Origin of the sequence: Belliella aquatica (assembly GCF_014637795.1) — a bacterium.
GTDB lineage: Bacteria > Bacteroidota > Bacteroidia > Cytophagales > Cyclobacteriaceae > Belliella > Belliella aquatica.
In genome coordinates, this window is record NZ_BMFD01000005.1 from 67,265 (window position 1) to 93,087 (window position 25,823).

General features: G+C 35.6%; 26 protein-coding genes. 13 read left to right on the plus strand and 13 right to left on the minus strand.

The window, feature by feature from the left end:
* Nucleotides 1-50 precede the first annotated feature (50 nt).
* The 5 genes from groL (at nt 51) to IEV57_RS08680 (ending at nt 5,654) form a co-directional block, all read left to right on the plus strand.
* A complete protein-coding gene (gene groL, locus IEV57_RS08660) occupies nt 51-1,679 on the plus strand; it encodes a chaperonin GroEL (protein WP_188441752.1) in 1,629 nt (542 codons plus the stop codon).
* Nucleotides 1,680-1,873: 194 nt separating this feature from the next.
* On the plus strand, nt 1,874-2,248 hold the full coding sequence (locus IEV57_RS08665) for a response regulator (protein ID WP_188441754.1): 375 nt from the start codon (nt 1,874-1,876) through the stop codon (nt 2,246-2,248).
* 4 nt (nt 2,249-2,252) lie between these two features.
* Nucleotides 2,253-3,260 carry a magnesium/cobalt transporter CorA gene (gene corA, locus IEV57_RS08670; protein ID WP_188441756.1) on the plus strand — a complete coding sequence of 336 codons (1,008 nt, stop codon included), beginning with the start codon at nt 2,253-2,255 and terminating at the stop codon, nt 3,258-3,260.
* An 80-nt stretch (nt 3,261-3,340) separates the two neighbouring features.
* Complete coding sequence (gene proB / locus IEV57_RS08675) at nt 3,341-4,423, plus strand: glutamate 5-kinase (RefSeq protein WP_188441758.1); 1,083 nt, start codon at nt 3,341-3,343, stop codon at nt 4,421-4,423.
* The gene (locus tag IEV57_RS08680) at nt 4,416-5,654 is read left to right on the plus strand and encodes a glutamate-5-semialdehyde dehydrogenase (RefSeq protein WP_188441760.1); all 1,239 of its coding nucleotides are present in this window, start codon (nt 4,416-4,418) and stop codon (nt 5,652-5,654) included. Before proB ends, IEV57_RS08680 begins: the two co-directional genes overlap by 8 nt.
* 7 nt (nt 5,655-5,661) lie before the next feature.
* On the opposite strand, the gene IEV57_RS08685 is transcribed toward IEV57_RS08680, so the two are convergent.
* Nucleotides 5,662-6,048, minus strand: a complete 387-nt coding sequence (locus IEV57_RS08685) for a DUF983 domain-containing protein (protein ID WP_188441762.1) — start codon at nt 6,046-6,048, stop codon at nt 5,662-5,664.
* A 122-nt stretch (nt 6,049-6,170) separates the two neighbouring features.
* Here IEV57_RS08685 and IEV57_RS08690 point away from each other — a divergent pair, with 122 nt between their 5' ends.
* Both IEV57_RS08690 and IEV57_RS08695 read left to right on the plus strand, forming a co-directional pair.
* Nucleotides 6,171-6,563 (plus strand): hypothetical protein, encoded by a 393-nt coding sequence (locus IEV57_RS08690; protein WP_188441763.1) that lies wholly within the window; start codon nt 6,171-6,173, stop codon nt 6,561-6,563.
* Nucleotides 6,564-6,715: 152 nt separating this feature from the next.
* Nucleotides 6,716-7,564: an HAEPLYID family protein gene (locus IEV57_RS08695; protein WP_229744277.1), complete on the plus strand. Its 849-nt coding sequence runs from the start codon at nt 6,716-6,718 to the stop codon at nt 7,562-7,564.
* A gap of 36 nt (nt 7,565-7,600) precedes the next feature.
* On the opposite strand, the gene IEV57_RS08700 is transcribed toward IEV57_RS08695, so the two are convergent.
* The 6 genes from IEV57_RS08700 to IEV57_RS08725 all read right to left on the minus strand — a co-directional run bounded on the left by IEV57_RS08700 (nt 7,601) and on the right by IEV57_RS08725 (nt 10,327).
* Nucleotides 7,601-7,837, minus strand: a complete 237-nt coding sequence (locus IEV57_RS08700) for a hypothetical protein (protein ID WP_188441767.1) — start codon at nt 7,835-7,837, stop codon at nt 7,601-7,603.
* A 2-nt stretch (nt 7,838-7,839) separates the two neighbouring features.
* Nucleotides 7,840-8,265 carry a hypothetical protein gene (locus IEV57_RS08705; protein ID WP_188441769.1) on the minus strand — a complete coding sequence of 142 codons (426 nt, stop codon included), beginning with the start codon at nt 8,263-8,265 and terminating at the stop codon, nt 7,840-7,842.
* Nucleotides 8,258-8,761 carry a DUF4920 domain-containing protein gene (locus tag IEV57_RS08710; RefSeq protein WP_188442264.1) on the minus strand — a complete coding sequence of 168 codons (504 nt, stop codon included), beginning with the start codon at nt 8,759-8,761 and terminating at the stop codon, nt 8,258-8,260. The genes IEV57_RS08705 and IEV57_RS08710 overlap by 8 nt, the downstream gene beginning before the upstream one ends.
* A 68-nt stretch (nt 8,762-8,829) precedes the next feature.
* Entirely contained in the window at nt 8,830-9,402 is a 573-nt protein-coding gene (gene msrA, locus IEV57_RS08715; protein ID WP_188442266.1) for a peptide-methionine (S)-S-oxide reductase MsrA, read from the minus strand.
* Nucleotides 9,403-9,522: 120 nt separating this feature from the next.
* Entirely contained in the window at nt 9,523-9,732 is a 210-nt protein-coding gene (locus tag IEV57_RS08720; RefSeq protein ID WP_229744280.1) for a hypothetical protein, read from the minus strand.
* A 52-nt stretch (nt 9,733-9,784) separates the two neighbouring features.
* The gene (locus IEV57_RS08725; protein WP_188441773.1) at nt 9,785-10,327 is read right to left on the minus strand and encodes a class I SAM-dependent methyltransferase; all 543 of its coding nucleotides are present in this window, start codon (nt 10,325-10,327) and stop codon (nt 9,785-9,787) included.
* 96 nt (nt 10,328-10,423) lie between these two features.
* Between IEV57_RS08725 and IEV57_RS08730 the strand changes: the two genes are divergently transcribed.
* On the plus strand, nt 10,424-12,448 hold the full coding sequence (locus IEV57_RS08730) for an LTA synthase family protein (protein ID WP_188441775.1): 2,025 nt from the start codon (nt 10,424-10,426) through the stop codon (nt 12,446-12,448).
* Here the strand turns inward: IEV57_RS08730 and IEV57_RS08735 are convergent.
* The 5 genes from IEV57_RS08735 to IEV57_RS08755 are packed head-to-tail and all read right to left on the minus strand — an operon-like array spanning nt 12,445 to nt 18,312.
* A complete protein-coding gene (locus tag IEV57_RS08735) occupies nt 12,445-13,647 on the minus strand; it encodes a hypothetical protein (RefSeq protein WP_188441777.1) in 1,203 nt (400 codons plus the stop codon). The genes IEV57_RS08730 and IEV57_RS08735 overlap by 4 nt on opposite strands.
* Complete coding sequence (locus IEV57_RS08740) at nt 13,647-14,888, minus strand: YaiO family outer membrane beta-barrel protein (RefSeq protein ID WP_188441779.1); 1,242 nt, start codon at nt 14,886-14,888, stop codon at nt 13,647-13,649. Before IEV57_RS08740 ends, IEV57_RS08735 begins: the two co-directional genes overlap by 1 nt.
* A gap of 18 nt (nt 14,889-14,906) precedes the next feature.
* The gene (locus IEV57_RS08745; RefSeq protein ID WP_188441781.1) at nt 14,907-16,355 is read right to left on the minus strand and encodes a glycosyltransferase family 2 protein; all 1,449 of its coding nucleotides are present in this window, start codon (nt 16,353-16,355) and stop codon (nt 14,907-14,909) included.
* Nucleotides 16,348-17,940 carry a HEAT repeat domain-containing protein gene (locus IEV57_RS08750; RefSeq protein WP_188441783.1) on the minus strand — a complete coding sequence of 531 codons (1,593 nt, stop codon included), beginning with the start codon at nt 17,938-17,940 and terminating at the stop codon, nt 16,348-16,350. The genes IEV57_RS08745 and IEV57_RS08750 overlap by 8 nt, the downstream gene beginning before the upstream one ends.
* 9 nt (nt 17,941-17,949) lie before the next feature.
* Nucleotides 17,950-18,312 carry a response regulator transcription factor gene (locus tag IEV57_RS08755; protein WP_188441785.1) on the minus strand — a complete coding sequence of 121 codons (363 nt, stop codon included), beginning with the start codon at nt 18,310-18,312 and terminating at the stop codon, nt 17,950-17,952.
* A gap of 243 nt (nt 18,313-18,555) precedes the next feature.
* On the opposite strand from IEV57_RS08755, the gene IEV57_RS08760 reads away from it, so the two are divergent.
* The 5 genes from IEV57_RS08760 to IEV57_RS08780 all read left to right on the plus strand — a co-directional run bounded on the left by IEV57_RS08760 (nt 18,556) and on the right by IEV57_RS08780 (nt 24,582).
* On the plus strand, nt 18,556-20,250 hold the full coding sequence (locus IEV57_RS08760) for an amidohydrolase family protein (protein WP_188441787.1): 1,695 nt from the start codon (nt 18,556-18,558) through the stop codon (nt 20,248-20,250).
* 12 nt (nt 20,251-20,262) lie between these two features.
* On the plus strand, nt 20,263-21,645 hold the full coding sequence (locus IEV57_RS08765; protein WP_188441789.1) for an amidohydrolase family protein: 1,383 nt from the start codon (nt 20,263-20,265) through the stop codon (nt 21,643-21,645).
* A gap of 34 nt (nt 21,646-21,679) precedes the next feature.
* Complete coding sequence (locus IEV57_RS08770; protein WP_188441791.1) at nt 21,680-22,981, plus strand: amidohydrolase family protein; 1,302 nt, start codon at nt 21,680-21,682, stop codon at nt 22,979-22,981.
* Nucleotides 22,982-23,065: 84 nt separating this feature from the next.
* Entirely contained in the window at nt 23,066-24,247 is a 1,182-nt protein-coding gene (locus IEV57_RS08775) for a C40 family peptidase (RefSeq protein ID WP_188441794.1), read from the plus strand.
* Nucleotides 24,247-24,582, plus strand: a complete 336-nt coding sequence (locus IEV57_RS08780) for an antibiotic biosynthesis monooxygenase family protein (RefSeq protein ID WP_188441796.1) — start codon at nt 24,247-24,249, stop codon at nt 24,580-24,582. Before IEV57_RS08775 ends, IEV57_RS08780 begins: the two co-directional genes overlap by 1 nt.
* Nucleotides 24,583-24,739: 157 nt before the next feature.
* Here the strand turns inward: IEV57_RS08780 and dinB are convergent, their stop codons facing one another.
* Nucleotides 24,740-25,822 (minus strand): DNA polymerase IV, encoded by a 1,083-nt coding sequence (dinB, locus tag IEV57_RS08785; protein ID WP_188441801.1) that lies wholly within the window; start codon nt 25,820-25,822, stop codon nt 24,740-24,742.
* Nucleotide 25,823: the final 1 nt, after the last annotated feature.

Sequence of the window (25,823 nt, forward strand, 5' to 3'; positions counted from 1 at the left end):
GAGATTAAATCATCTAATTCAATACAATCAAAAACTTAAAGATTTAAAAAATGTCAAAAGAATTATTTTTCAACATCGACGCGAGAGACAGACTGAAAAAAGGTGTGGATGCTCTTGCAAACGCTGTGAAGGTCACACTAGGACCAAAAGGTAGAAATGTCATCATAGACAAAAAATTTGGTGCTCCTACTATCACTAAAGATGGTGTTTCTGTAGCCAAAGAAATCGAATTAGCAGAACCAATTGAAAACATGGGTGCTCAACTTGTAAAAGAAGTAGCTTCTAAAACTGCTGACGATGCAGGTGATGGAACTACTACTGCTACTGTATTGACACAAGCTATTTTCAATGTAGGTATCAAAAACGTAGCTGCTGGAGCAAATCCAATGGATTTGAAAAGAGGTATTGACAAAGCTGTTGTAGCTGTTGTAGCTTCTTTGAGAGAAAGCTCAAAAGCTATTTCGACAAGTAAAGAAATTCAGCAAGTTGCTACAGTATCTGCCAACAATGACGAGGAGATCGGTAAAATGATTGCTGATGCCATGGAAAAAGTTGGTAAAGACGGTGTAATTACTGTAGAAGAAGCAAAAGGTACAGAAACTGAAGTTAGAACTGTAGAAGGTATGCAGTTTGACAGAGGGTATCTATCACCATATTTCACTACCAATACTGAAAAGATGGAAGCTGAAATGGAGAGACCTTATATCTTGATTTATGACAAGAAAATCTCTTCTATGAAAGAATTGCTTCCTGTATTGGAGCCAGTTGCTCAGACAGGTAAGCCTTTGTTGATCATCGCTGAAGATGTGGACGGTGAAGCCTTGGCAACATTGGTAGTTAACAAAATCAGAGGTGCATTGAAAGTAGCAGCTGTAAAAGCTCCTGGATTCGGTGACAGAAGAAAAGCAATGTTAGAAGACATCGCTATCTTGACTGGCGGAACTGTAATTTCTGAAGAAAGAGGTTACAAATTAGAAAATGCAACAATTGATTACTTAGGTTCGGCTGAGAAAATCAATATCGATAAAGATAATACTACTATTGTAAATGGTGCTGGTGATCCTGCTGCTATTCAAGCTAGAATCGCAGAGATCAAATCTCAAATCGACAAAACTACTTCTGATTACGATAAAGAAAAGCTACAAGAGAGATTAGCTAAACTTTCAGGTGGTGTTGCAATCCTATACATAGGTGCAGCCACTGAAGTAGAGATGAAAGAGAAGAAAGATAGAGTTGACGATGCATTGCACGCAACTAGAGCTGCTGTACAAGAAGGTATCGTAGTAGGTGGTGGTGTAGCGCTAGTAAGAGCTGTATCAGCATTAGATTCTCTGAAAGGAGATAACGAAGATCAGGACACAGGTATCAATATCATCAGAATGGCAATCGAATCTCCATTGAGAACGATCGTAGAAAATGCTGGTGGTGAAGGTTCTGTAGTAATCAACAGAATTAAAGAAAACACTGGTAACTTTGGTTACAACGCAAGAACAGATGTTTATGAAGATCTGTTTGAGGCTGGTGTTATCGATCCTACTAAAGTAACACGTCTAGCATTAGAAAATGCAGCATCTATTGCAGCTTTACTTTTGACTACAGAATGTGTAATCGCTGATGTAAAAGAAGAAGGTTCTGGAATGCCTCCTATGGGCGGCGGCGGAATGGGCGGAATGATGTAATTCAAGCCAAAGCAAATATTTGAAAGGGAAACCATAATGGTTTCCCTTTTTTCATTTACAAAACTGACCTTTTCTAACAATTACTTAAATAAGTAAAGGAAAAATACAAACATTCTATTTTTATCATAAGATTATAATTGTAAATTAGTCCGCATATTAGAATCTAAAACTAACTTTTATTACCGCTACACTTAATGCATTCATATTACTCAATTATTTTAATTGATGATGACCCAATCAATAACTTGATCAATAAGCGTTTGATATCTAAAATGGATATTGCAGATCAGGTTGAAGAGTTTTTGGAAGCAGAAAAAGCCTTAAACAGGATCCAAAATCTTGCAGAAACAGAAAAAACGCTGATTCTTCTTGACATCAATATGCCTGTTATGAATGGTTGGGATTTCTTGAATGCCTATCTTAAAGAGTTTAAAGACAGAGGTGACAGAATCATCATGTTATCAAGTTCGATTGATTTTCAAGACAGACAAAAGGCAAAGCAATTTACCTGTGTAGAAGGATTCATTGAAAAGCCTCTAACCCCTGAAAAATTCAAAAACCTTCTTTAAAAAAATGAACTTTAATTCAGCATCAAATACAGACAGAAGCTTAGAATTATATGTTTTTGGAGAGAATCATTTTGAGAAATTCCATCTCAGAAGTATTGCTGAATTAAAAGAAAAACTTCATCCTGAGAAAAAATGTTGGCTTAATATTCATAAAAGGAATGATAGTACAATTTTTCACGAAATATGCCAACATTTCGAAATTCACCCCGTCGCATTCGACGACATTGACAATTTACAACAAAGACCAAAATTAGAGGATTTCGATAACTTCATTCTTATTGTGAGCAAAATGCTTTATACCAGGAGTGATATTGATCAACTTGAGGTAGAACAAGTCAGCATTGCTTTCAATAAGCACTTAATCATTACTTTTCAGGAAAATGAATATGATATATTTGATCCTATTCGAATCAGGCTAGAAAATCCAAATGGCAAAATGAGGAAATTAGCCACAGACTATTTTGTATATACCCTACTCGACACCATCATTGATCAATATTATATTATTTTGGAATTGATCAGTGATCAAATTGAAAAACTTGAAGATGATATCATCAGTCAGGATAAAAAAATTGAACTAGCAGATATTTATAGACAAAGAAAAACACTTCAAGAAATCAAGAAAAACATCTGGCCAACTAGAGAATTGGTGTCAGCTTGGAGAAAATCAGACAGTTCCTTTGTCACAAAAAAGACAACGCCTTTCGTCAATGATCTTTATGAAAACACTGTGGAAATCATTGAAAACCTCGAAATGCAAAGAGAATCAATTACTACATTGGTAGAAATTTTCATGACTAATATAAGCCTGAAACAAAATGAGGTCATGAAAACATTGACTATCATTGCGACGATTTTTATTCCTTTGACTTTTATCGCCGGAGTATACGGAATGAATTTTGAATACATGCCTGAACTTGGTTGGAAATATGGATATGTAACTAGCTGGATATTTTTTATAATAGTTTCTCTTGTTATGGCCATCTATTTCAAAAGAAAAAAATGGTTTTAGCATAATCTTCAATAAAAATCTTAATATTTTAGCACTTTTTATTAATTAGCCTATTTTTGTGATGATATCTCAAAATTAACATGAATTCATTGCAATATTGTGTAATCAAGATTGGCTCTAATGTTCTCACTCAAAAGGATGGCAATCCAGATCTAAAGAGGATCGAACACCTCGTTTTGCAGATCACATTTCTACGGCAGCAGCAAGTGAAAGTTATCTTAGTAAGTTCGGGTGCCGTTGCCTTTGGAAAAAAAGAAATTCAGCTTCCTGAAAAGTTAAATCCTGTTTTAAAAAAACAAATTTGGGCTTCTTCAGGTCAAATAGAACTGATTCAAACGTATAAATTACTATTTAGAGAGCAGAGAATTCAGGTTGCACAAATCCTTGTTACCAAAGAAGATTTTAGAGATCGGAAGCATTTTCTCAATATGAAAAACTGCATCCAAGGTCTTGTTTCGCAAGATGTTATTCCAATTATCAACGAAAACGATACTGTAGCCATCACAGAGTTGATGTTTACAGATAATGATGAATTAGCTAGCCTTACAGCTGCTATGGTCAATGCAGATTCATTGATTCTCCTTACTAACGTAAATGGAATTTATACAGGTGCACCCGAAGAAACAGAGTCTCTATTGATCAAACATGTAGGTCAAGAAACGAAAGACCTATCAGCTTTCATTACAGCCTCAAAATCATCTTTTGGTCGAGGTGGAATGCTGACGAAACTTAACATGTCTAAAAAGTCGGCAGATTTAGGAATTCAGGTTTTCATAGCCAACGGTAAGAAATTGAATACTTTAGAGAATATATTCTACAATAGAGGAGAGTACACTTATTTTGAACCTAACAAGTCAAAACAAAGTACTAAAAAATGGCTTGCACATGGTGACAAGTATTATGTAGCTGAGATAGTAATCAATGAAGGAGCAAGAACCGCTCTTTTCAATCAAAAAATATCCAGCCTCCTACCCATAGGAATAGTAGCTTTGGAGGGCGAATTTAAAAAAGGCGATATTCTCAGCATCAAAGATGAATCAGGCAATCGAATAGGTCTAGGACGTGCAGAATACACTTCAACTGCTGCAAAAGAGAAAATGGGTTTGAAAAACCAAAAACCAATCATTCATTACAATTACCTCTACGTATTCCATAATGACTGATCTTCAGGAAAAATTCTATACAGTTCAAAAATCAACCAAAAAATTAAATCAGATCAGTGACTTACAGATCTGGGGAGCTTTAGATTCATTAGGGAGCTTGGCAGTTGAGCATGTAGATGATATCCTTTTAGCAAATCAAAAAGATTTGGCTAAAATGGACTTATCCGACCCGAAATATGATCGGTTAAAACTCACTAAAGAAAGAATTCTAGCGATCGTTGAAGAAATTCAACAAGTTAAAATCTTACAAAATCCTTTAGGGAAAATCCTAGAGGAAAAAACGCTTGAAAATGGATTACATTTAAAAAAAGTAACTGTACCACTTGGCGTAATTGGAGTAATTTATGAAGCTCGGCCAAACGTGACATTTGATGTTTTCTGTATTGCATTGAAATCTGGCAATGGATTGGTGTTGAAAGGGAGTACTGATGCAGCGTTTTCAAATCAAGCGATTATGAAATTGATTCATCAGGCTCTTCGAATAAACAATATTCCAGAAGATGCATTTCTTTTACTTCCTTCGGATCGCGGTGCTACACAATCACTTTTAGAAGCTGTTGGCTTCGTAGACATTATCATTCCAAGAGGAAGTCAACAACTTATAGAATATGTGCGATCAAATTCAAAAGTTCCTGTAATTGAAACAGGTGCTGGCATTGTCCATACATTTTTTGATCTTACAGCAGATTTGGCAAAAGGAAAAGCAATCATACTTAATGCAAAAACAAGAAGACCAAGTGTTTGCAATAGTTTGGACTGCTTGATAATCCACGAAAAACACTTGTCCGATATCAATGAAATAGTTGAAGATCTATTAGCTAAAAAAGTGACAATTTTCGCAGATAAAAAATCTTTTGAAGCTTTAGAAACGCATCATTTGATTCAAATGGCAGATCAAAGTCATTTTGGAATAGAATTTCTTTCTTTAAAAATGTCGATCAAAACGGTGGCAAGTCTTGACGAAGCTCTTCAACATATTGATCAATACAGCTCCAAACATAGCGAAGCTATAATTTCAGAGGACAGGAAGAATATTGATAAATTCTTGAAGCAAGTAGATGCTGCTGCCGTATATGCCAACGCTTCGACAGCTTTCACAGATGGAAATCAATTTGGAATGGGTGCAGAAATAGGTATCAGCACACAAAAACTTCACGCCCGTGGTCCAATGGCCTTGCGTGAATTGACGAGTTACAAATGGATCATTGAAGGAAGTGGACAAATTCGGTAGAATCGATCTATTTATTTTCCCAATGAGGGTCATAAGACAATTTACCCACTCCATAAAGGTATAAGACTTTCGAATATCTAAGAAAAGCAGGAACTAGTAAAAGGTTAGCGACTACTACGGTGGTGACATAAACCCAAACGTCAGGATCATCAAAAAGGTAATTTAGAATGATCAACACATTGACAACTAACGCCACAGAAAAAGCATAGCTTATGTACATCGCTCCATAGAAAAAGTCAGGCTCTGGAACTAAAACAGCATCGCACTTAGGACATTTCTGATGCATTTCTGACAATTTTGTATAGCTCAATATAGATGTCGGAAATAACTTACCCTCTCTACATTTTGGACAACACCCTTGAAGCATTGCTGCTCCCAAACTTCTATTTTTCATCGATCTAATTCTTTATTCAAAGGTACTAAAAATAGCCGATTTGGATGTGACATAAGTTACCCTAATCAACATCAAAAACTAATTTGATTCTATCTTTGCATAGAAAAAAGTATATTTGTCTTATGATAAAAGCATTGAGAAAAAGTAAAATTATAAGTATCATCACCTTCGTGTTGATAGTAAATTTTATTAACCTCACTGCTAATTTTTATCATCCAGGTAATCTTAATTCACTTGAACAAAGTCTCAATGATCCAATTGATACATTGGCTGAAATTATAGTAGAATTTATTTTTGAAATGGACAACCAAATTATTCCTGATACAGATGTCCCGCACGAGAAAAAGAAAATCCCTGATATCAAATTAGCATTTACTAAAAATGAAATTAAGGTAAATTGCTATTTCACTTTTGAATTAAACAAATGGAGAAACTCTTTTGATGTCTCTCTCACCAGCGGAATAGATAAGGAAAACTCCCCTCCTCCCGAGACTTTTACTGAGAATTTGATTTAGGATATAACCTTTCACAAAAAAGGTTAATTAATTGTAAATCAGGTGATAAAACCTGTTGAAAAGATCACTTTGTTTAAATTTTCTAATTTATTTCTTAAATGAAACAGCGTAATATAAAGTATTGCATATTATTTCTATGCGCCTTAAACAGTATGTCCGTTTATGCTCAAAAAGCAGAAACAGACAGTATAAAACAAGAAAGAACTCAACTAGACAGTAGCTTTCTAGCAGAGTTTGAAGAAATTAAACCAAAGCAAAAGCCAAAAGTACTTCATGCCGAACCCTTATACATTGATTTAATTCGTGACCTTGGAGCACGAAAAGGAGAAAAAGAATGGAATCTGGGCGCAGGAATGACCGATAAAAGAGGTTTTGATGAATATGAGATTCTAGTAGAATACGAATGGGCTCCCATTGACCGATTAGGGTTTGAAGTTGAAGTCCCCGTTACATTATTCTCAACTAGGGGTGAATTATCCCCAAATTTAGAGCGCCCTTCAAATCGCGTTGAATCATTGAAATTAGCAACTCAATGGTCATTTCTTGTTTCAGAAAAAGCCAAAACTTCCCTTGCTCTAGGTTACATACATGAATTTGAATTTGTAGATCTCAATAGGTTAGGACGTGGCGATTTATTCAAAGGGAATGTTTATAATCCATTTTTCATAGCGGCAAAAAGATGGGGAAGCAATTACCATACACTCATCTATACAGGACCACGAATCGTCAAAGAATTTAATCAGAGAAGTGAGTTCGCCTACGAGCTGCACAGTAATTTTCATTACATGATTCCTGGCACTCGAAACTTTATCGGATTAGAATTCAACAAAGAATTTCATCAAAATGAATTTATTGGTGTTCTCCGTCCACAGATGAGAATCGGCCTAGCTGAAAACTTAATGGTAGGTATCGTCACAGGAATTCCCGTAAGTGGACAAGATCGCAGCATGAGTTCATTTGTTAGAATTATTTATGAACCTGGATTTAAGACTTTTCATTAAAAAAAATGGCTCTGATTTGATCAGAGCCATTTTTTTTTAAAATTTCTTAGGAACCAAACCACTTCCTTGATCAATACATTCGTCAAGTTCATAGTCCTTTCCAATTCCCCAACGGAGAAGTTCTTCTATGGTATATATTTCTGTGGTATCTAAGTCTTTGACTTTAAAGTTTGACCCAGAAAGTCTGGCGATGACTTCAAGTTTCCTTTCTTCACCCATATTCCTAAATTCATAAACTCTCCCCACCCTAAGGTTGTCTAATGCAATGGCCATAATCAATCCAATTTCAATAAATTAATTCTTTTAACAGGCCCAGGGCAAAAATTGTTGTGACAAGCTAAGCAAGAATTTACTAAGGATTTATAGTTTTCCAAAAGAGCTTCTTCACTGCTTTGTTCAAGTTGTTTCAAACCTGCTAAGTAGGAAATCCCCATAGTTTGGAAAGTTTCTGTTTTCACTCCAGCGTCAGTTGGCTTGGCTGTCAGCAGCTTTTTATGCTCTTCAATATACGTTCTAATAGTTTTCCCTTCTTCAACAGAAACCCTGATCTCTTCCATGTCTAGAAACATCTCTCGCATTAATAAAGCTAAAGGGGCATCTTGATTTGGGTACTTAATCCCCTCTTCTACTTTGCCTTTACTTTCCTCGTTTCCGCAAGAAAACAATATTAAAAGAGCTAAAAAAAGGAAAGGTTTATGCATTCTCTTTTATAATAACACCAACGGCTTCGAAAGCATATTCTAATTTGGGAGCAGTAATCGCATCAATTTCTTCCTTAGTTTTACCAGCATCTTCAGCATAATGTTTCAAAGTCGCCACATCAGTTTCAGTTTTTGTGGCGCTCCCCTCGATTATAACAGGATACCCTTGGGAAGTCAATGGAACAAAGAAACCATAGTCCTTGAAAGTTACTCTCATCGATTCTCCATTTGGTAGCTCTAAAGTCATCCAACATCCTTTCTTTGAACACACTTCTTTGATCTGACCTATGACTTTTCCTTCAAACTCACCTTTTGACGCTAGTTCATCATACAACTGTGAGATCGTCATTATTTCCATCTCTTCTACAATCGCACCATAATTACCTGGAACTTGCGCAGTAGTTTCCTCTTCTGTGTTTTCAGTTTTCACTTCTGTAGCATTGTTACAAGCAAAAAACAAAGGGAGGATTAAAACCAATAAGAATTTACTTTTCATCATCTTCTGAATTTAATATTACAAAGTATAAAAGTAATCACAATTTGAAATATCAGTATACAAGATGATCAATTATTCAATTTATCAGCAAAAACTTTTCTGAATTTCTCAACCTTAGGTCTAATTACAATTTGACAATAAGGCTGCATTCCATTATCATTAAAGTAATTTTGATGATAATCTTCAGCTACATAGAAATTAGCAAAAGCTGTGATTTCAGTTACTATTTTCTTATCAAAAGCTCCTGATCCATCCAATTTCTCTTTATAAAATTCTGCAACTTCCTTCTGCTTTTCATTGTGAAAGAATACGGCAGATCTGTATTGAGGGCCCACATCTGCTCCCTGTCTATTTAAGGTAGTTGGGTCATGTGTAGACCAGAAAATCTCTAGAATCTCTTCAAAAGAAATGATATTTGGGTCAAAACTAAACTGAATCACTTCAGCATGTCCAGTCGTACCTGAGGTCACTTGTCTGTAACTTGGATTATCTATATGACCTCCACTATAACCAGACTTTACCCCTTCTACTCCTTTCAAGTCTTGATAGATCGCTTCTATGCACCAAAAGCATCCAGAACCTAATGTTGCCAATTCCATGCCTTCTGGAGCAATAGCTTGAGTTTGTGGGATTTCTTTCATAGATCTATTCTTTTGTTGTGAATGTGCTTGAGTTAGGGAAAATACAGTTAGGATTGTGATTAGAAAAAGATTTTTCATGATATACAATTTTCTTTCTAACCAAAAAAACGTAGAGGTAGTTTAGACTTTTATAGAAATTATAATTTCTTCTACGCTTTTCAGAGGGAAATTAGGAGAAAGCCCATTTTGCTTTACTACAATTTTTCCCTCTAGATGCAATCGTTCAATTTCTATCAAAACATCCGGAATGAAATATTCCCATGCTTCAGGAAAAATCCATTGAAGAACTTCTAAGGGGTTAAAATCTTGCCCCTGCTTTAGTCTTGCCATTTCCAAAAAAGCTACTTCTAAAATGGATATATTTTGATACCTATTCAAATTGTCAATTACAGATCATAATAAATGCTGGGGGGAAATTCTTAAGCGTAAAGCTTGTCTTTATCTCAGAAAAATAATCTGCAAATTGATATTTCAACAGATATGAATAGCAAATCTGAATAAATTTACCCTCTTCCGTTACCGAATCTTTACTTTTGCGATAAATTTGTGCCCTAATTGGCTTAGGAATCAAACTAAATGGTAAAGATGAAAGAATAAAATCAGCTTTAACTTGATCAAGATATTTGTCAATATTCTCAGCAGAATCACAGATGATAATCACATTTTCTTGAGGAAACATCTTTTCTAAGTTGTCGCAAAAATTCCTGGAGATTTCAAACACTAATAACTTGGCATCGCTATCCATTCTCTCAACAATTCCTTTGGTAATACTTCCATCACCACCACCCAATTCAACTAATAATTTTGCGCCTTTGAAATCTGCAAAAGATAACATTTTATCTACCAGGGGTTTTGAACTAAAAGTGATCGCACCCGTAGTACCAATATTCGTAAAAAGCTCTTTGAAGAGCAAACCTTTCTTCATAACTAAACTTGGATAATAATGCAATATAGGTAATTTAGAAAAATATTAAGGCAAATAATCCATAAGTAACAAAATCCCTTAAATATCTTTTTAAGAATGAGTCAAGAAGCTGAAATTAGATCTGATCTATTAGTTAATATTCAAAACACGCTTACCAAATTCTGGAAAATTGCTATCCCCTTTTTGGTATTGATGGTATTGCTTAGAATTGCTGAAGTCGCTTGGGTATTTTCTTCACATCAAATAGACAAAAATCCCTATTTAACATTTATAGGAGGACTGTTTTTTGATCTTGAATGGGTCTTCTATTTATTGGGAGTACTTCTGATCATACATTTCATTTTAGACAGTATTACTCCAAAATTATCACGGATTTTTTCGTTATTCAATCTCACCCTATTTGTTATTATCCAAGGGGGATTAATGTTTTATTTCACCAAAATGCTTCTACCCTTAGGAGAAGATTTGTACGCATACTCAGTATCCGACATCATAGCAACTGTCCAAGCTTCGGGAGAGTTAAACGTAATTAATATTGCAGCAATCATCTTTTTATTTGCTCTTATAACTTACCTAATTAGTCTTGGAGGAAAAATTAATTTATCCTCAAAATCTGCGCTATACTTTACAGTGATTTGTTATTTATACTTGATTATTTTCAATCTGATTCCACAAGATGGAACTGGTTCTGTCTCAGAGTTAGATAGAAATCTAAAAGTCAACAAATCTTACTATCTCTATAATCAATCGTACAACCACTTCTCCTCGGGTAATTACATGTATTTTGATTTTTTCCTTTCACCACAAGGAAAAAATGCTTTGGTAGAGAAAAAATTCGTGTCAACAGATTATCCATTTTTACATGAAAACAATTATCCAGATGTATTAGGGACATTTTTCTATGAATTTGATACTCTCCCCGATATTGTATTTGTTTTATTAGAAAGTATAGGCAAAGCTTATTCTGGGAAAGATGCCTATTTAGGTAGCTTCACACCATTCTTAGATTCTCTAGAAAATCATTCATTGTATTGGAAAAATAACCTCTCCACTACAGGAAGAACTTTTGGTATTTTGACAGGTACATTTGGTTCTTTACCATTTGCAAAAAATGGATTTATGGAGTTAGCCCCAAACTTACCAAAGCACTTGAGTTTGCTCTCTTTATTGAAATACAATGGATACCAAATCAATTATCATATTGGAGCAGATAAAGCCTTCGATAATGTAGGGACATTTTTAAATTACCAACATGTAGACAGGGTTTTAGATGTTAGTTCTTTTGATAATGACTTCGACATGACCCCTACCAATACTGGCTTTTCTTGGGGATATCCTGATGATGCAATGTTTGAAAATGGGATGAGAAAAATCCCTAAAGATTCAAAAAAGCCTCAATTATCCATATTCCAAACGCAGACATCTCATGACCCTTATTTAGTACCAAATCAGGATTATTATAATCAAATGTTCATAGATCATTTAGATAATAAATTGAAAATAAGTGGCCAAAAGAAAAGTGAATACTTAAAATACACCAATGTATATGCAAGTGTAATGTATGCGGATAATGCTGTAAGATCATTTTTTAAGATGTACCAAAAAATGCCCAATTTCGAAAATACAATATTTATTTTCACTGGTGATCACCGACTTCCTGAAGTTCCTATGTCCACAAGAATTGATAGGTTTCATACTCCGCTAATGATCTATTCTCCAAAACTCAAAGGTCCAAGAATGATGGCGAGTGTTACAACACATTTTGAAATCACACCTACTATCTTGAGTTTATTATCCGCTAGATTTGAGCTAGAATTACCTTCCTTAGTGGCATGGAAAGGATATGTTCTTGATACGGCGATCAATTTCCAATCTTTTGTTTCTAACCCACTTATGAGAAACAAAAATCAACTTTTAGAATACATCGATGGAGAATATGTACTATCTGACAACCAATTATTTAAACTATCAGACAACATGAATTTAGATCCTGTTTCTGATAATCTTTTGAGAGAAAATCTAATCCAAAAGTTTGAAAATTATAACAGTTCAAATAGACATGTAATGGAATTCAATCGAATCATTCCCGATTCACTTACGAGATATATCCCCAAAAATTAACGTTTAGCCTTTTTATTGTTGGTATCTCTAAGTATTTCTTTCATCAAGGGATAATAAAAATTCCAAAAGAAACTTCTTCTTTGTGAGAAATCATCTGGATGAAGAAACATTCGCCATAAGGTTGCTATTCCTTGATATTGATAAGAATTATCAGCAATTCGATTATCAGAGTAGTCACCTGAAAAATAATAAAACGAGGCATTCCCACTTTTTTTATGAACTACAGCAGGGAAATATCTTGGTAATCCCATTTCTCTAAGTAATTCTATACCCGCGGCTGTCGGTTGAATATCGTAATATGAAATCACTTCAAAATCTCTACTCACAAGCATGATATCAAACCAATAAGGATACTTAACCATCTCTGGCAGTCCGTATCTAGTTTGAGCTTGTAGATTGGTAACCACAGTGGGTACAGGATCTCCGAGATGCTCAATATTTTTCATCACCTCAATACGTCCATTTTCATGAAGAAAAATAAGACCTGAGCCTCTGAAACCCCAAATATCTTGATGTTGCTTTTTATAAGTTTCTATCATCCACCTTGGGATTTCTTCATTGAGGACAGTATCTAATTCATCAAAATACCTACCAATCCATCCTGTCCACCTCATATCCATCAATTCTTCAAATTCCGTCCTTATTTGCTTGCTTGTGGGAGAGGCAATAGAGTTAAATTCTGTTATAATTACTTTCTCTTTTTCAATCGACTTTTTTATTATTTGGAGGTCACTCCTATCCATTCCTCCATAGATTTTTTTAGACCTATTTTGCCCTTGGCTTTTTCCAAAATCACCTTCGTAAACTCCATAAGTATCAGAAATGTATAAAAGATCTAAATCATCTGCTAAACGGTCTATTTCTACATCTGAAAGCTGTGTGAAATCTTTAATCTCAAATTCATCAGAATTATCCTTAGGATGAAAACCCCAATATCCAAGCTCTCCAAGATATAATGATTCGTCTGATTTTACATATTTCAAATGATTCAAAACCCATTGAATAGATTGAAACTCTCCCTGCTCTTTAAAAGGGACTGTTTTATCCAAAATTACAACTTCTAATTTTGCACTTGAAGTACCTTTCCAGACTAAATAGCTGATCAAAGGAAATGCAAAGAATATAAATCCGAAGAAAATTATCCATTTGAATAATAATCTTAGCTCAATCGGGAAGTATCTATCTAAAAATTCTTTCATCAAAATCTAAATTCTGTCCCAACTGATATATTTATGTTATTTCTGAAATTCCCCTGATTAATTTCATCTCTAGAGTATCCTAAAAAACCAAATCCCATCCATCTATCAGTCCAAAGTTGCTGATATCCCAATCTTGCTCTATAAGAATTTAATAATTGTGATTGAAAATCTCTATTCTCTTCATCAGGAGAAACACCTGTACTAAACTGGATACTAAAAAAGTCCTCAGGACCTTTGAAGTAATACCTTGTTTGCAAATTTCCACTCGTTGAACTTCCACTTGTACCAGGAATGACATTTACTCGAAGATTAAACCACCAATTACTCACATACTTCCCAATAGATCCTGTAAAAATATGTGTCACTTCAGAAAAGCTTAAATGTCTATATCCAATGTCAAATTCAAAAGCTTTAGGTAGATTCCAATAAACACTACCTCCAAATCTGTAACTTGGGAAGAAAAAAGCCTGTGAAAAACCAACATTGAAGTAGCCATAAGAATTTTTTCCCAATGAAGGATATGCGTCCAATTCAAATTGGGTTCCATTGGCATCAAATCGAGAAGAGTTTGTCACCCTTGCAATTAAGGACCCGGTCAATTTGGTCCGAGTTCGTCCATATAGAGAGTAAGTGTTCCATGGAGTAAGTTGGCCTCTAAAGCTATCATAATCATAGGTCGCTCCTATGGCATTGTTACGGCCTAGCCTCTGTAAAGTCTGTATATAGTTAAGAATGCCATTTATTTTACTATTCTTCTCAAACACTTCTCTTGCAATTTCTAGAGCTGTACTGTAGTCTTCACGGTAATAATACAACCTTGATTTTCTATAGCTAAGAAGAGTCGATTGAGGGCCAATTTTATCAATACCTTTATTAATTATCAATTCTGCTTGATCATAATTTTCTGACCAAAAAAGATTGTCAATATAAGCTACATAAGCATCCTGATATTCAGGACTAGCTTCTATGGCCCGCTCAAAATAAACGGAAGCCGAATCATAGGATCCATCCCAGCTATACGACCTACCTACCAATATTAGAATATCTGCATAAGTTGGGTATTTTTCAAGTGCTCTGAAAGCTATAGCTCTTCCTTCTTCTCTCTTGCCATCTAATATCAATTTACGAGCCTCAGCATATAAAACATCTGGATCAAAGGATTCCTGAGCAAAGATGATTGGGGTCAAGGTATTTAATGCTAAGATGACAAACAAGCTTTTGATATAAATATTGATTTTCATGTTCCTTTTTCCTTTAGCTTATTCTGTTACTTTTTGTTTATCAGTAGCCTTATCAAATCCTTTACGGATCATCACTCCCCATCCACCTTTACCTTTGATAAAGTCCCAGTGCCCTTTAAGCCCCCACCACATCAACTTAGGATGAATGACAAATGGCTCAATTAAAATAGTTTTAATGAGTTTATTCAAATCTTTTGAACTTTTGTAATTGTTATATGCGATTTCTTCATAGAGAATACTGAAAGATGAAATCATAATTGCGAAAAAATAAATTAGGATAAAAAGTCCAATAAAGTACAATGCACTAATATCACCTGTGATAATCATGGCAATGGTGTATATAACTCCCAAAATTTCAAAAATAGGAGCCATTTTTTCAAAAATTGCCCAAAAAGGATAGGAAACCATTCCCATAATTCCATATTCTGGATTTAATCTAATTTTTTGGTGTAGTTGAAGGGTTTCGATCGTTCCTCGCATCCATCTATTTCTCTGACGAGACAATACTTGTTCCGATTCAGGCACTTCCGTCCAACAAAGAGGATCGGGAATAAATCCGACTTTATATGGGAGCTTATTCTCTTCCATATATCTTCTCATTCTTACCACCAGTTCCATATCCTCTCCTACTGTTTTTGGAAAATATCCTCCAACTTTCATGACCAAATCTCTTTTGAAAAATCCAAACGCACCAGAAATTAGCATCAGACCGTTGACACGTGTCCATGCCATTCTTCCCATGAGAAAAGATCTAAAATACTCAATAACCTGAAATCTCCCCAACAACGTTTCAGGAACTCTGTATTTAGTAACAGTACCATCTTTGACATCACAATTATTTGCAACACCAATTACACCACCAACAGCTATAACTTGCCTGTTTGTTTCTTCCATAAATGGACGCATCATTCTTGTAAGTGAGTCACTTGAGAGAATACAATCTACATCTATACAAGCAATAATTTCATTGTTGGAAATATTAATCCCCACGTTTAGAGCATCGGCTTTTCCTCCGTTCTCTTTATCTACTACAGTCAATTTAGAATAAGAAGAATTCTCTGATTTATAAACTCCTTTTATTGGTTTGGCTGATATTGATTCGTTGTAAGCGTATTCGGTTTTTACCAACTGAAAATTCTCAATTAATTTATTGATAGAATCATCTTTAGAACCATCATTGACAAGGATTACTTCAAATTTACCATAATGTAGCGAGAGTAAACTCTTTACATTTTGTACAACTGTATTGGCTTCGTTGTATGCTGGTGCTATGATCGAAATAGATGGGGCTAGTGGACTCGTTATAATATCCTTATAATCGGCAAATTTATTTTTTCTCAAATGATCTCGCATTTCTAAGGCAGACAATACCGTAGTCAGGAGATAAAATACAATTATTGAAAAACTGTAAAAAAGGAAGAAAATCCCAAGTAAATCGACTAATATGTTGAACAAGAGGCTATACATTACTCAAAATAGGATCTAAAAGGTGATCTTTTATTTTCATGTATGACGCTTTAGTACTTGTACTTACAAAGTTTAAGAAAACATCTTTATTCAAAGTAGCTAAAGAAGTTAAAATCGCCTTTTCTAAGGCAAAACTTTGAATCATGCCTAATCTTTGAATCAAAAAAGCCTGCGAATTCTCATCACCAATATTTCCAAGGGTTTGAATGGCAATCAAACAAAGCTCCTCTTGGTCTGAGTAAAGAGCATCATGAACATGATTTAATTCCGATTCTGCATTCAGTGCATTGAAACTTCGTAAGATTTCTACTTTTTCTGGAAGTGAGGCAGTAGGGTACATTTCTGAAAGTTTTGCAATACGATCTACCCTACCCAAATAACGAACTAAGCGAATTCCAAAAATCCTAACTGAAACATTATCTGACTCAAGGAGATAAATAATTTTAACTAAATTTTGGGTAGAAAGGAATTTGATAATCCTCAGGTATTTCATTTGTTGCCAAGATGATAAAGGATATTTTTGCCTTGCTAAAACTGTTAGATTTTTATCATTAGAGAGGTTTAGTTGGGTTGCTACAGCATTTGAACGGATATAAAAGTTTTTGTTTGAAACTAATTTTTCCATTTCGGGAAGTGCTTCAGTAAGATCCATTTCATTGATCTCAACTATTCCTGTAGCTACTTCATCCCATCTTTTGCTTTGAAGTCTTGAAAGTGTAAATTGATGAAGATCTAGCTTTCTATATATTAACTTCAATTTTAGCTTAAAATCACCTTTCATATTTTTATTCAGACTGATGATTTCCTGTATCAAAACAGTTTTGAATAATGGTTTAGAAAGATAGTTGGTAGGTAAAAATTGTTCTAAATCTTGTTTAGAGTATTCCATAATTTCCTCTAATGACTTCTCAAATAATAAATTGGAGAGCGGTTCATAGGTCAAATCTTTAAATCTTTTAGTCAAAATCTCTTTCTCCTTTTTTCTTGCCTTGATGAAAATCATGGTAAGAACCAATATTACGGAAGAAAAGATAAATAAAATTAAAATTGCTAAAAGTAAAATCACCTTAATATCTTGTAAAAGCTTGATTCTTAATTTATAAAAAGGTTTGAATGGCACTTTAGAACCTAATATAATAAGTTCACCTTCCATCTCTTCCTGCGTTATTTGTATTCCAGGAATAAAAATTTCATTTCTTATAAGATTAGAGAGATAGGCATTTACAGATTCACGATCGGAAACCATATCAAAAATAAAATACTTCAAAAAAGGATCAAGATTATATTTAGTCTCTAATAAGGACTTTATTTCCAGAGCCTTGCCGTAAGAAACAAGTGTATCTGAAAGCAAAAAATCACCTGATTTTGAAAAATTCATTTCTTCAAAATCAATCTGACCTAGTTGGGATTTTGGGGTCTTAACCTCTAATTGATAATAGAGACCTTGTATAGAAGGCTCAAAGGTCAAAATTTCCTCGATTTTTTCAACAGAAAGTGAGTCATTCTGACCTTTGATAAAGGATATATTGAAAAAACTAAATAAGAAGATTAGAAATAAAAATTTCCTCAAATATCCTTTCTTCATTTATAATCATTAATTGTTTATCAATCTTTTTACCCGCATAGCCAACTCGTTAGGATTAAAAGGCTTTGGAATAAAATCTGAGGCACCCAAGTTAAATGCTTCCATTACAGTACCCTCTTCCTCTCCAAGCGAGCTTAATACAATAATAGGAACTTTTGGGCTAAATTTCTTAGCATGATTAATAATTTCAATTCCATTTTTGAAAGGAATCATGACATCAGTAATAATCAAATCAGGTGAGGCATTCTCAATCGCATTCATCCCTGCAATCCCATCTTCTACCATCGTTACATTATAACCATCTTTCTTCAATCTAAATTGAACAAGACTTGATATAAGTCTATCATCTTCGATAATTAATACGTTTTTCATCTTCTTCTAATTTGGTATATGATCGAAATATACGAGGTTTTTGGTATAAAAAAATCACAAATGATTGTCATAAATAATGCAATTTTTCTTATTAAAATTATAAACATACCTTTTTGATTTACGACTCATGGAATTTGCCGTTCCTAACAAAAATCAAGTATAAAAAAAAATAAAAATTTTTCGAGAAAAAATCTTTTACTAGCTTACAACCTAATAAAATTCAACCAATCATCAATTTATACAATGAATATCAACACAAAAATCAAGTTACTCGGTAGCTTTATAGTGGCGGTGTTTTTCATTGCTTATTCCTCTGTACAGGCTCAAAGTGATCCAAGTGGAACCAAGCGTGTGACAAGTACTTATGCGATCAAAAACGCTACAATAACTACCTCGCCAGGTAAGACAATTACTGGCGCTACGATCCTTTTTAAAGACGGATTAATTCAAGCTGTCGGAACAAATATAAATCTGCCTGCGGGTACAGATGTAATCGATGGAGATTCCTTGTTCATCTACCCTGGATTTATTGATGGGGCTAGCTCGGCCGGTGTCACTAGACCTTCAGAACCAGAAAGACCAGCAAATTTTGATTCCTCAAATCCTTCTGATGAATTAGCAGGAATAACTCCTTGGAGAAACGTGATCGATCAAGTGGACATGAACAACAATGCAATCAGCGATTGGAGAAAAGCTGGTTTTACCGTAGCACACATGATTCCAGATGGTGGAATGATCTCAGGAAAGTCTGCCATAGTAGTCTTCGGTAGCTCGTCATCCACAAACATATTGGGTCAAAATACAGCTTTGAGTACAAGATTCCGCGGTTCTCGTGGGATGTATCCTGGAACGCCACTCGGAGTAATGGCTAAATTTAGAGATGTTTATAAAAACACCGAGCTTTCTGCCAAACATCAAAATATCTTCGCTTCTAATGTTGGTTTAAATAGACCTGAAATCAACAAAACCTATGAAGCCATGTACCCTGTGATCAACAAAAATATCCCTGTGATATTTGAAGTTTCAAATGACCTTGAAATTAGAAGAGCACTAAGGTTACAAAAGGAATTAGGATTTAATCTGATGTTATTGGGTGTAACCGAAGTTGATAAAGTGATCAGCGAGATTAAAGCAGCAAACGCAACAGTATTACTTGCATTGACTTTACCAGAAGATAAATCAAAAAATAAGTCTGAAAAGCTCAATGAAGAAGCTCAAGGGCGAACTGATAGAGTCAAAGAAGCTTACGAGACAGCACTTAAGCAAGCAGGAATGCTCGAAGAAGCAGGTATCAAATTCGGTTTCACTACTTCAGGAGCTAAAACTGGTGATCTGATGAAAAACATCAAAATCATGATTGATAATGGATTGAGTGAAGATGCTGCATTAGCGGCTTTGACAATCAATAATGCTCAAAACCTAGGTATTCAGAAGTTTGCTGGAACATTAGAAAAAGGAAAACTTGCCAATATGGTAATAACTACCGCTCCCCTATTTACAGAAGATGCTCAAATCAAACATGTAGTAGCGGATGGTTATGTTTTCGACTACGAGACCAAACCTAAGAAAGCTGCAAATGGAAATAAGAATGGAAACGGTGCAGCTGGAGTTTCTGGTACTTGGGAATATGTATCCGACACTCCTGCGGGAAGCTCAGGTGGAATGATGACGATCGATAATTCTGCTACAGGATATGAAGGTACAATTACCTATGATGATCCAGCAGGAAATGGGAAGGCGCAAGCTACAATGAAAAATATAACTGTAAAAGATGGCAAGATGAGTTTCACTTTTGATGTATCTGCTGGTGGAATGGAAATTTCAGTTTCTGTAAATGGTGATTTGACAGATGACCAATTTACTGGTAGAATGTCTTTAGCTGAATTTGGGAGTTTTCCATTGACTGCGACAAAAAAACCAAATCAATCCAATCTCTAAACCAAAATAAAAATGAAAAAGCTTAATTATATCATAGCCGCATTTTTGGTGATGGTTTGGATGCCTTCCATGGGTCAAACCCCAAAGGGCTCTGTACTTATCAAAAATGCAACAGTTATCACCATTACTCAAGGTACTCTAGAAGATACTGATATCTTGGTAGAAAATGGGATAATCAAAAAAATCGGAAAAGGACTTACTGCAAACAACGTAACTACCATTGATGCCAAAGGAAAATATGTGATGCCTGGGATCATTGATGCGCATTCACACGTAGCTCTTGACGCTGTAAATGAAGCTACTGCACCAATCACCTCGGAGGTTCAAATGGCGGATGTCGTAGATCCTTATGACATCGGTTTATACAGAGCATTGGCTGGTGGTGTAACCATCTCACATGCGATGCACGGATCAGCAAATGCTATTGGAGGTCAAAATATCACCTTAAAGCACAGATATGGCACATTCAATCCTGAAGATTTATTCATGAAAGAAGCTCCAAGAACCATTAAGTTTGCTCTTGGTGAAAACCCAACACGTGTTCATGGTAGAGGAAAAAATATTCAACCAAGAACAAGAATGGGTGTGGAAGCCGTTATCAGAAATGGTTTCAATGAAGCATTACAATACAAAAAGGCTTGGGAAACTTATGAAAGTGCTTTAAAGCAAAAAGGAGCAACTCCAATCCCTCCAAAAAATGATGCGAGATTGCAAACTCTTGTAGACATTCTTGATGGAAAAGTTATTATTCATTGTCACTCCTATAGAGCAGATGAAATTTATGCTTTGATCAATACTTGTAGGGATTTTGGGATTACAAACATCGTGTTCTCTCACGTAAACGAAGGTTTTAAAGTGGCTCCTGAATTGGCAGAATACACGATGGGTGCATCTGTTTTTGCAGATTGGTGGGCTTACAAGTTTGAAGTGTATTATTCTACAGCTTACAATGCCGCTATCCTAACTGAGAATGGTGTGATTACTTCAATCAATTCTGATTCTGGTGAATTGATCCGTCACTTATACCATGAAGCTGGAAAAACACAGCGTTATGGTCAGTTATCTGACGAGCAAGCACTTGCTTTGATTACGATCAATCCTGCCAAACAGCTTGGTATCGCTGACAAAGTCGGTTCTATTGAAGAAGGTAAACAAGGTGATTTAGTGATTTTCAATGACCATCCGCTATCGGTTTATGCAATTCCGCAAATGACTTTTGTAGATGGCGTGAAATACTTCGATCTCAATGAAGATCAGAATGACATGAGAATTCGAGTTAGTGCGAATGAAATGGTTGAACCTATTTTCTTAAAAGAGCATGACCACAATTGTATGCATGGTGTGGATTTCTTCTTTACCAATTTTGGTAGAAATTTATTTGAGCATTCTCATTAATCTGATCCCTGTACAATTCAAAATTTAAAATATCATGAAGAAATTCAAATCAATAATATACCTCATGGCCTTGGTTCTCCTACCGATGATTGCTCAAGCACAGCAATTTGATGGAGAATTTATCAAGCCTAGAAATGGTAAATTTCTTTTACAAAATGCCACAGTAGTCACTGTGACGAAAGGAAATATTCAAAATGGTAGTGTCTTGATCGTCAATGGAAAAATCGAAGCTGTAGGAACCAATATTCCTGCTGGCGATGCAGAGGTGATCGATTGTACTGGACAGTTTATCTATCCAGGACTATTTGACGGAGGAGGAAGACTTGGCTTAGTAGAAGTCAATTCAGTTCCAGAAACACAAGATTTCTCTGAAATTGGAAATGTGACTCCAAACATGCAAGCTTTGGTCGCTGTCAATCCTAATTCTGAGGCTATACCAGTTACAAGAGTAAGTGGTGTGACGACTACTTTGGCTAATCCTTCTGGAGGGATTTTCCCGGGAACTGCCGCATTGATCAATCTCAATGGATATACTCCTGATCAAATGTATGCTGGATTCAAAGGCATTATCCTCAATTTCCCGACTTCGGCAAGAAGAAGCACATGGGATAGAAGAAGTGAAGAGGAAGTGAAAAAAGATGCTGAGAGAGCCCAAAAGAATCTCAATGACATATGGGAAAGAGCTGTGAAGTATCAATCAATGAAAGCTGCCAAAGCAGAATTAGATTATTATCCAGAAATGGAGCAATTAGCAAAAGCTGTGACAGGTGAGCTCCCTCTTCTTGTAGAAGTGAATGCTGCTTCAGATATCGAAGTTGCTATCAAATGGATCCAAGACAAAGGTGTAAAAGCAATCCTTACTGGTGTAGCTGAAGGCTGGAGAGTCGCTGATAAAATCGCAGCTTCAGGACTTCCTGTGATCACAGGACCAATGCTATCTATTCCTACTAGACAATCAGATAGATATGATGCAGCCTATACCAACCCAGGCAAAATGGCTAAAGCAGGTGTAAAAGTTGTCATCAGATCAAATGATGCTGAAAACACAAGAAACCTACCTTTCAATGCCGGTTTTGCTGCAGCTTATGGCATGGGCAAAGAAGAAGCTTTAAAAGCTGTAACGATCAATGCTGCTGAAGTTTTCGGTATTGCAGACAGAAGAGGTTCTATTGAAGCTGGAAAAGATGCTACTTTGTTTGTGTCTTCTGGGGATCCATTCGAAACCCGAACTCAAATCATTCATGTATTCATTGATGGCTACAGAGTGCCAATGAGCAATAGACACATCAAGTTATACCAAGAATTCTTAGAAAGATCTCCAGGATTGGAAAAGTAATTTTCACATTCCATTTAAAAAAAGCGGACTTGATTTACAAGCCCGCTTTTTTTTTCTTCTTTTGTATTAAAAATAAGCTCAGTCATGAAATCAATCTTGAAATCCGCTCTTCTATTATTCTTAATTTCATTTTATTTAGTTGCTTGTAGTCAGGAAAAGAAAACGGATGTAAATCAAGTAATTGAAACATTCAAAACTCAATACGCACCTGATAAAAGAGTAGCGCTTTGGGATATTCAATGGGATGGTAAAAACCTGACAGGTGAAACAAATTTAGAAAATCCACTTACCTCTTTTTTAACTTCTCTTGACAGTGCTGGAGTAGAATATCAAAACCAAATCAAACTCCTTCCTGATGGGGAACTTGAAGGAAAAGAATATGCCATTGTTACCATTTCAGTTGGAAATATCCGAAGTGAACCCAAACACTCTGCAGAATTAGCCACACAAGCAACGATGGGAACACCGTTGAGCGTTTTGAAAAAACAGGATACTTGGTATCTAATTCAAACTCCTGAGGGATATATATCATGGATCGATGCCGCAGGAATCGCTTTGATGACCGAACAAGAAATCAATGCCTGGTATCAAAAAGAAAAAGCAGTTTTCACACCACTTTTCGGTCATGTCTTTGCTTCCGAAAGTGAAGCAGAAATTGTTAGTGATCTCGTCGCAGGAAATATCTTAATAGCTCAAAATGAATTTCAAAACCATCTGGAAATCTTACTTCCTGACGGCAGGTCAGGGTTTGTCAGAAAAGATCAAATGATGCCTTATGAAGAGTGGCTTGCTACTCGGAAGACAAGTCCAGAGAAATTAATTCAGACTGCCAAATCCATGATGGGTGTACCCTACCTTTGGGGAGGAACTTCTGTTAAAGGAGTTGACTGTAGCGGTTTTACAAAGACAATCTATTTTCTCAATGGAGAAATCATACCTCGTGATGCTTCCCAGCAAGTTCACGAAGGAGAAGAAATCGATGTAAATAAGAATTGGGAAAATCTTGAAGTAGGCGATTTGTTATTTTTTGGAAGTAAAGCCACCGCTGATTCAAAAGAGCGTGTAGTGCACGTAGGAATGTGGATTGGAAACAATTCATTTATCCATTCAAGAGGGAGAGTTCGCATCAGCAGTTTTGATCCTGCGAGTCCTGATTATGACGAATACGAACTCAATCGATACCTCAGAACAAAAAGAATTATTGGTAAAGAGAGTAAAAACATTAGAAATATAGAAGGTCTTTTTGAATCCATCCCAAATAGCTGATGAAAATAGCCAACACACCTGATCCTCCCTATTACGCCGTTATTTTCACAAACCTACTGAACAACGATTCGGAAGGCTACAGTGAAATGGGCGAATTAATAGAATCTCTTGTCATCAATCAAGATGGTTATCTCGGGCACGAATCTGTAAGAGATGGGATGGGAATTACAGTGAGTTATTGGGATAGCTTGGAATCCATCAAGAAATGGAAAATGAATTCAGAACATCTCCTCGCTCAAAAAATGGGGCGTGAAAAATGGTATACGCATTTCAAAACAAGAATCTGTAAAGTAGAAAGTGATTATGAATTTGATTCAAATTTTGGAGTGATTTGATTTTTAAATTCAACCCAATTTGGTTTGTTGTAAAATCTAACTAAAACAAATTCAACTTTTTTATATTATTACAAATCTATTCATTCTTGATTCTTCTCACTTAGATCATCGCACTTGGTACTTTGTACAACGTACTTCGTAAATTGACATGGGTTAATCAAAAATCTTCAAATTCAAACCATAACTGCTTTCCAAAATGGATTTTTTCTTCTAGTAAGTTCAAATTGGAAATCCCTATACCAAATAATCTAACAGCATCTGTGAGTCTTTCTTGATTAAGAAGTTCTAGGACTGTTTCCCATATTTTCTCTTTATCAGGATATTGGTCGAAGCTCTTACTCCGCGTTTGAAGGGTGAAGTCCTTGTATTTGATCTTCAGGGTGATTGTTCTTCCCTTAATTCCTGTTTTCTCGATGCGCCTCATCAGCTCTTCAAAAACACCTTTCAAGGCATCTTCCCATTCTGCTTGCGTGGGCAGGTCTTTTTCAAAAGTATTTTCAGCGCTGATAGATTTTCTTTCTCTATTGGGTTGCACTTCACTCATGTGAATACCCCGAACGATATTGTAAAAATGAAGCCCAGATTTGCCAAATTTCTTAGTGAGAAACTGAAGGCTATACTCTTTGAGGTCCTTGCCTTGATGAATACCGAATTTCTTCATTTTCTCAGCCGTCACTTTCCCAATTCCAAAAAACTTCTCAATCGGCAACTTTTCCAGAAATGCCTCTGCCTCTTTTGGTAAGATGACGGCTTGGCCATTGGGCTTGTTGATATCTGAGGCAGTCTTGGCTAGAAATTTATTGTAAGAAATACCGGCAGAAGCATTTAGGCCTGTTTTTAGCTTAATTTTCTCTCTGATCTCTTTTGCTAATAAGGTGGCTGATGGGTTTTGGAATTTATTTTCAGTCACATCCAAAAATGCTTCATCCAAAGACAAGGGCTCCACCAAATCTGTGTATTCGAAGAAAATCTCTCTAATTTGATTGGAAATTTCCTTGTACCGCTCAAACCTCGGTCTAACGAAAATCAAGTGAGGACATTTCAAAGCTGCCATTTTGCCGGACATAGCCGAGCGAACGCCATATTTCCTCGCTTCATAGGATGCTGCTGCAACTACGCCCCGCTCTCTGTTCCCTCCTACTGCTACCGGTTTGCCAACCAAGTCAGGATTATCCAACTGCTCCACAGACGCATAAAAAGCATCCATATCGACGTGTATGATTTTCCTGATATTATCCATC